The sequence below is a fragment of the uncultured Cardiobacterium sp. genome (genome assembly GCF_938028825.1).
Lineage (GTDB): Bacteria > Pseudomonadota > Gammaproteobacteria > Cardiobacteriales > Cardiobacteriaceae > Cardiobacterium.
On the sequence record NZ_CALIZP010000076.1, the window covers coordinates 44,439 to 50,438 of the forward strand.

Genomic DNA, 6,000 nt, shown 5'->3' on the forward strand with positions numbered 1-6,000 from the left:
CATGGCCGGATTTTCCGGCGCCGCCCGGATGTCAACAGCCCCTAACCGAAGCGGGCCAGCCGGTAGGGGCTGAGGTCAATGGCCGGAGTTTCGCCGTGGTATAGCGCGCCGATGAGTTCGGCGGTGAGCGCCGCCTGGGTCAGGCCCAGGTGCTGGTGGCCGAAGGCGAGGAGCAGGCGGTCCCGGCGGTCAATGACCGGCAGGCTGTCGGCGGTGGTCGGACGGCAGCCCATCCAGGGGGCGGCGTCGCGCTCGTCCAGCGGGCGGCGCAGCAGTCTGTTGGCCAGCGGCAACAGGTTGTGGGCGCGGGCCATGTTGGCCGGGGCAGTGAGTCCGGCATATTCAACGGTGCCCGCCAGGCGCAGGCCGTGGGCCATCGGGGTCATGACGAAGCTGTGGTCAATGCTCGACAGCGGGCGGCGCAGGCGGCCGGGTTCGTGCGGCAGCATGAGGTGATAGCCGCGTTCGGTGTCGAGAGCGACTTTGCCCACGCCGAGCTGTTGGATGAAGGGCTTGCTGTAGGCGCCGGTGCAGAGAATGAGGGTGGCGCCGGGGTGGCTGTTGCCGGCGTCGTCGTGCAGGGTGTAGCCGTCTTCGGTGCGGGTGATGTGGCGGATGCGGCAGTGTTCGCGGATGTCGCCCCCGGCGGCGCGCAGGGCGTCCGCCAGTGCCCGGCCGATGGCGGCGAGGTCGCTGATGTGGGCGGATTCGGGGTAGTAGAGGCCGCCCTGCTGGTCTTCTGCCAGTGCAGGTTCGTAGTCGGACAGGGCGGCGCGCGGGATGTGTTCGCAGGCCAGGCCAAGGGCACGGTTTTTGGCGGCCTGGTCGGCCAGGCCGGCAGCGGTTTTGGCGCGACTGGCAACGTGCAGGATACCGTCCCGGTGGACGTATTGCCGGAGGGGGACGCGCGCGGCGAGCCGTTCCCAGGCGGCCACGCTCTGGCGGTTGAGCTGGTACAGGGCGTGGTGAATGTGCCGGTAGCGCTTGGGGGTCATGTTGGCGACCATGCGGCAGCCGAAGGGAATGAGGCGGGGCAGGTAGCGCCAGTCAATGCGTAGGGGCCCGAGCGAGTTAAGCAGCAGGGCGGGCAGGCGCGCGAGGGTGGCCAGGTTGGCGACGGGGTAGTTGTATTCGGCGGCCAGGTGGCCGGCGTTGCCGCTGGAGGCGCCACCGAGAATGGTGTGGGCGTCGATGAGAACGGTGGCAACGCCGCGCTGTTGCAGGTTGTAGGCGATGGTGAGGCCGATTATGCCGCCGCCGAGGATGAGGGTGGGTTGGGTCATGGGGAGTCCATTATTTAAGTAGGTTGGGGCGTAATTATTCCACTGGGCCGGCTAGTACAGTTCCACGTCCAGTTCACCTTTTTCCATGCGCCGCAGCTTGGCGAGGTTGTCCGCGCTGATGGGGATGCCCTGGGTAGCAGCGGCAGCACGGGCGGCATAGCGGCGTTGGGATGGCAGGCGTGCGCCCTGGTCACGGATGGCATCCAGCAGAGCCCGGCTGTGGGCTTCGTAATCGGCGGCGCCAAAGGCGGTCGGGTCGAGGGCGATGATGAGTTCACCGTGTAGCGGGGCCAGGCCACGGCCACCGTCGGCTTCGCTGCTTTCGCTGCTGAGCAGGTCGCCTATCCAGACGGCGGCCAGCAGTTCAATCATGGTGGCAATGGCCGAGCCCTTGTAGCCGCCGAAGGGCAGCAGGGCCCCGCCGTCGAGGACAGCGGCGGCGTCGTTGCTGGGTTGGCCGTCGCGGTCAATGCCCCAGCCGTCGGGCAGGGGTTTGTTATCGAGGCGGTAGAGTTCCACTTCGCCGCGCGCGATGACGGAGGTGGCAAAGTCGAAGACATAGGGGCGGTCGTCGCCGGTGGGCCAGCCGAAGGCCAGCGGGTTGGTGCCGAAGAGTTTGCGAATGCCGCCGGCCGGGGCGACGTAGGCGTTGCTGGGACACATGGCCAGCGCGCCCAGCCCCTGGTGGGTGAGGGCTTCCACTTCGGGCCAGAGGGCGGCCAGGTGCAGGCAGTGGTTGATGGCCAGGGCGGCCAGACCGTAGCGCCGCGCTTTGGCGGCCAGCAGCGGCAGGCCCTGGGCGCTGGCCAGCGGGGCAAATTCACCGCCGGCGTCGATTTTGGTGATGGGTTTGTCGGCCGCATCGGCGATGACGGGCGCCTTTTCACCCGTGGCCAGGCCGGCGCGGCGACTTTTGAGGACGCCGGCCAGGCGGTAGATGCCGTGCGAGCGGCACTGGTCGCGTTCGGCCTGAGTCATGGTGTGGGCGATGGCGGCGGCGTGGGCGGCGTTGTAGCCGCCCGCTTGCAGGACGCCCGTAAGCAGAGCGTGTAGCTGGTCATAGCTGAGGTAGGTGTCGGTCATGGCGGTTCCTCCGGTTAAACCATGTAGTCGTCCACGTCGTCGGCGATTTCTTCCATTTCTTCGTCGTCGATGGTCTGCGGGCCGTGCGGGTCTTTCGGCACGAACCAGCCAAGGGCGGCGAAGATGAGGCCGACCGCCGGCGAGAGCCAGCAGAAGAGGGCAAAGGGCGCATAGATAAAGGTGCTCAGGCCAAGGGTGGTGGTAACGAAGACGCCGCCGTTATTCCAGGGAATGAGCGGCGAAACGATGGTGCCCCAGTCTTCAATGGTGCGCGAGAGTATGGCGCGGTCGTAGCCCATTTCGGCGTATTTGCTTTTCATCAGCCGGCCGGGCAGAACGAGCGAGGTGTAGATTTCGCCCGCCACCATGCCGACGGTGAGAACAATCATGGCGGTGGTCGCCACCAGGCTGAAGCGCGATTTGATGAGAACTTTAAGTTTGCCGAGTATGGCGCGGAAGGTGCCGTAGGTTTCCAGAGCGCCGATGAAGGCCAGCGAGAGCATCATCATGGTGATAACCCAGGTCATGGACATGATGCCGCCCTTGGAAAGCAGTTTGTCCACATATTCCTGGTCGGTCTGCGCCTTGTAGCCGTTCATGAGAATGTCGGACACGCGGCTGATACTCTCACCCTGGTAGCAGACGGCGATAAGCACGGCGAGGAAAATGCCGGTGCAGAGGGTGCCGGTTACGGAATATTTGCGAAAGCCCATGGCGATGACGAACAGCGCCGGCACCAGGGTAATGAAGCCGGTTTTGTAATGGCCCGCGATGGCGGTCTGGAACATGGCGCGGGTCTGGTTGGCGATTTCGCCCGCGTCCCCCTGGTAGTGGCGGCTGACCAGCGCGTAGATGATGATGGTGAGGGTATAGGCGACGGTGGTGTTCGGCAGCATGGATTTAATGTGCGACCACACGTCGGTGCCGGCCACGGCCGGGGTCAGGTTGGTGGTATCCGACAGCGGCGACATTTTGTCGCCAAAGAACGAGCCGGAGCAGATGGCGCCGATGGTCCAGTAGTTCGGAATGCCGAGGGCATCACCGATGCCGAGCATGGCGAGGCCGACCGTGCCGAGGGTGCCCCAGGAGGTGCCGGTGGCCAGCGAGACGATGGTGGTCAGAATGCAGGTGGCCGGCAGGAAGATGCTCGGGCTGATGATGTCGAGGCCGAATTTCAGCACCGTCTGCACCGTGCCGGCGGCGATGGAGGCGGCAATCATCATGCCGACGCAGAGAATGATGATGGTGGTCGGCAGTGCCACTTTCATCACGCGGTACATGTTCTTTTCCATCTCCGCCCACTTGCGCCCCTTCAGCGCCATGAAGATGCCGGTGATGCAAATGCCGATAATCAGCGGAATGTGCGGGGTGTAGTCCTTGAAGATAAAGAACTGCACCATGAGGATGGCGACGGTGATGGACAGCGGCGCGACTTCAAAGCGAAAGGAATAGTCGCTGCGGTTTTTGTATGAGCTGAACAGCATAAGCACTCCTGGTTGACGTTCACCTGCATACTGCTATAAGTCAGGATGATAAGCAACAACTAGCAAATAAAAACACATCCTTCCACACACGATTGCACGGAGAAACGCGGAAAACAGCAAACATTCACGAATAACGGCGCAGTTTTCCATCCTTGCCGCAGAACATATTGGCCGCCCGGCGGGATAATGCCAAAATCAAAAAATAACTTGCCGTAGAGCGGGCTTTATCCCGCCGAAATCATGCGGATGGCGGGCTAAAGACCGTCCTGTGAACGTCATTTTATTTCCCGGGATTGGTATAACGCATGGCGCAAAAAAAACAGGCTGACGTGTGTCAGCCTGTTTTTGCATTCGTCGCTGCCGGTTATTGGGCGGCGGCTTTGCTGATGGCGGCGGTGTCCATGATGCCGCGTGAGATATGCAGTGCCTCCGGCAGGGCAACGATGCCCACCACCAGTACTTTGCCGTCGGGGTGGATGGCACCGTCTTTGGCTTTGCCGCATTCGCCCCAGCACAGCACTTTGTTGACTCTGCCGAGTTCGGCTTCGCCCATTTTTACGGCACTGTTGTCGGCGACGAGGTCCGGCTTGCCGTATTCTTTGCTCAGCTTGTCCACTTGCGCCTGTATGGCTTTATTCACTGCCGCTGAATCGACGCCTTTCGGCAGTGGTTCTTGCTGCGGATAGCCCGCGCTGATGACGGCGTTGTCCAGCATCACGGAAAGGGGTTGTTTGCCGGTCGGCGCGCAGTTGATGGTGGTGAATGATGCGGCCGGTATGTCTTTTGCTTCTTGGTAACCGGGGCAACTTTTGTTCAGCACTTGTGTTACTTGCGCACGAGTCATGCCCAGTTTGATACCGCCGACGGCGATTTTGCCGGCATCCGTGGCCGCGCCGACGGTGTGGGCGAGAAGCAGGGCGCAGGTGAAGGTGAGGGTTTTTTTCATGTTTTCTCCAAGTAGTAAGGAAGCCGCCGGAAGGCGGCGCGGTTATTTTCCCATGTAGGCGGGGTAATTGAAGGGGGCTTGTTGTATTCGCAAGAAAGCCGGTTTTATTCCGCTTGAACCTGTATTGCAATTTCCATGGGACTCCTTCTGCTGCATCTTGCTTAACGGCAATCTCACATTGGCATTCCACTGCAAAATTCAAAGAATTGGCAATGAAACACAAACGGTGGGCTTCGTGGTGCAGGGCTTTGGCTTGTTCAATGTACTGTGCCTGGGTGATGGTTACCCGTGGCCGCAAGGTGGCCTTGATAAATCTGCCCGGCCGGGCGCTGTCGCCTTCGTCCATCACGGCTTCTGCGTTGTCGGTGTAGGCGGTTACGGTAATGCCTGCGGCGCTGCACAGGTGCAGATACCAGAGTTTGTGGCAGGCGGAGATGGCCGCAAGCAGCATATCTTCGGGATTGTGGCGGTTTTTGTCACCGCGAAAGGCGGGGTCTGACGAGCCAAACAGGTCGGGCTTGCCGGCGATTTTGACGGTGTAATCGCGTGAATAGGCGGTGTAGGACGCGGTACCTTTGCCCAAATTACCCGTCCATTCCACGATGGTGCTGTAGGTGTGTGGTGTTTATTCATAAAGATTCTCCCAAATCAAGCAAGCGAGGATGGCACTTCTTGTACCAGTCTCAAAAATGAAGCCGGGAAGCGGCGCTGCCCGACCCGTGCGTGTGCACGGGGGCGGAATTGGCGCGGATACTGACCCATCCCCCGCACGAACAATACATCTGGGCGGTTTTTTCCGCGTTCGCGCCCGGCATTGTCCCGCAGCAAATCGACTTGCAGACCCTGCCCGATGCGGAAAGCGCCGGATTCTGGCAGGGCGACCACGTGCCGCAGCATCCGCAGGCATCCTTCGAAATCGTTTGTTGGGACAGTACCTGCACCCTGTTTATCGGGCTGCCTGATAAATTGGCACGGCGGTTGATTACCGCCTTCCCCGATTGCCGCCGCTTGGTATATAGCTAATGGATTTCATTTTTCATACAGATCCTAAATAGCTTGTCGATATCATTTATTCGCAACTTATTATGAATGGATTTAACCCATGCCCACTTATGCTCAATAGGGTTAAGATCAGGGCTATAAGGCGGAAGCCATAGTATTCCATGCCCATTCTCTTTCAATAAATTACTGATTTCTTCGCTTT

At 60.9% G+C, this 6,000-nt stretch carries 6 protein-coding genes and 1 pseudogene; 1 reads left to right on the forward strand and 6 read right to left on the reverse strand.

The features are described 5' to 3' along the window. Window positions 1–41: 41 nt before the first annotated feature. The 5 genes and pseudogenes from Q0562_RS11560 to Q0562_RS13825 all read right to left on the reverse strand — a co-directional run. The gene (locus Q0562_RS11560; protein WP_298644536.1) at window positions 42–1,283 is read right to left on the reverse strand and encodes an FAD-dependent oxidoreductase; all 1,242 of its coding nucleotides are present in this window, start codon (window positions 1,281–1,283) and stop codon (window positions 42–44) included. Between the two features lie 51 nt (window positions 1,284–1,334). Then, window positions 1,335–2,366 (reverse strand): Ldh family oxidoreductase, encoded by a 1,032-nt coding sequence (locus Q0562_RS11565; RefSeq protein ID WP_298644538.1) that lies wholly within the window; start codon window positions 2,364–2,366, stop codon window positions 1,335–1,337. A gap of 14 nt (window positions 2,367–2,380) precedes the next feature. After that, the gene (gene nhaC / locus Q0562_RS11570) at window positions 2,381–3,850 is read right to left on the reverse strand and encodes a Na+/H+ antiporter NhaC (RefSeq protein ID WP_298644540.1); all 1,470 of its coding nucleotides are present in this window, start codon (window positions 3,848–3,850) and stop codon (window positions 2,381–2,383) included. Window positions 3,851–4,214: 364 nt separating this feature from the next. Continuing rightward, complete coding sequence (locus Q0562_RS11575) at window positions 4,215–4,796, reverse strand: hypothetical protein (RefSeq protein ID WP_298644545.1); 582 nt, start codon at window positions 4,794–4,796, stop codon at window positions 4,215–4,217. Window positions 4,797–4,956: 160 nt separating this feature from the next. Further along, window positions 4,957–5,400 (reverse strand): annotated as a pseudogene (locus Q0562_RS13825) (OsmC family protein); the annotation flags it as partial. A gap of 137 nt (window positions 5,401–5,537) precedes the next feature. On the opposite strand from Q0562_RS13825, the gene Q0562_RS11585 reads away from it, so the two are divergent. Continuing rightward, window positions 5,538–5,819 (forward strand): hypothetical protein, encoded by a 282-nt coding sequence (locus Q0562_RS11585; RefSeq protein ID WP_298644542.1) that lies wholly within the window; start codon window positions 5,538–5,540, stop codon window positions 5,817–5,819. Here the strand turns inward: Q0562_RS11585 and Q0562_RS11590 are convergent. Continuing rightward, window positions 5,816–6,000: transposase (locus Q0562_RS11590; RefSeq protein WP_298644543.1), on the reverse strand; the 185-nt coding region annotated here is incomplete at its 5' end. The genes Q0562_RS11585 and Q0562_RS11590 overlap by 4 nt on opposite strands.

Bases quoted from the DNA above. Each gene is read 5' to 3' on its own strand.
- nhaC (WP_298644540.1), bottom strand. From the start codon at position 3,850: ATGCTGTTCAGCTCATACAAAAACCGCAGCGACTATTCCTTTCGCTTT.
- Q0562_RS11575 (WP_298644545.1), bottom strand. From the start codon at position 4,796: ATGAAAAAAACCCTCACCTTCACCTGCGCCCTGCTTCTCGCCCACACC.
- Q0562_RS11565 (WP_298644538.1), bottom strand. From the start codon at position 2,366: ATGACCGACACCTACCTCAGCTATGACCAGCTACACGCTCTGCTTACG.
- Q0562_RS11560 (WP_298644536.1), bottom strand. From the start codon at position 1,283: ATGACCCAACCCACCCTCATCCTCGGCGGCGGCATAATCGGCCTCACC.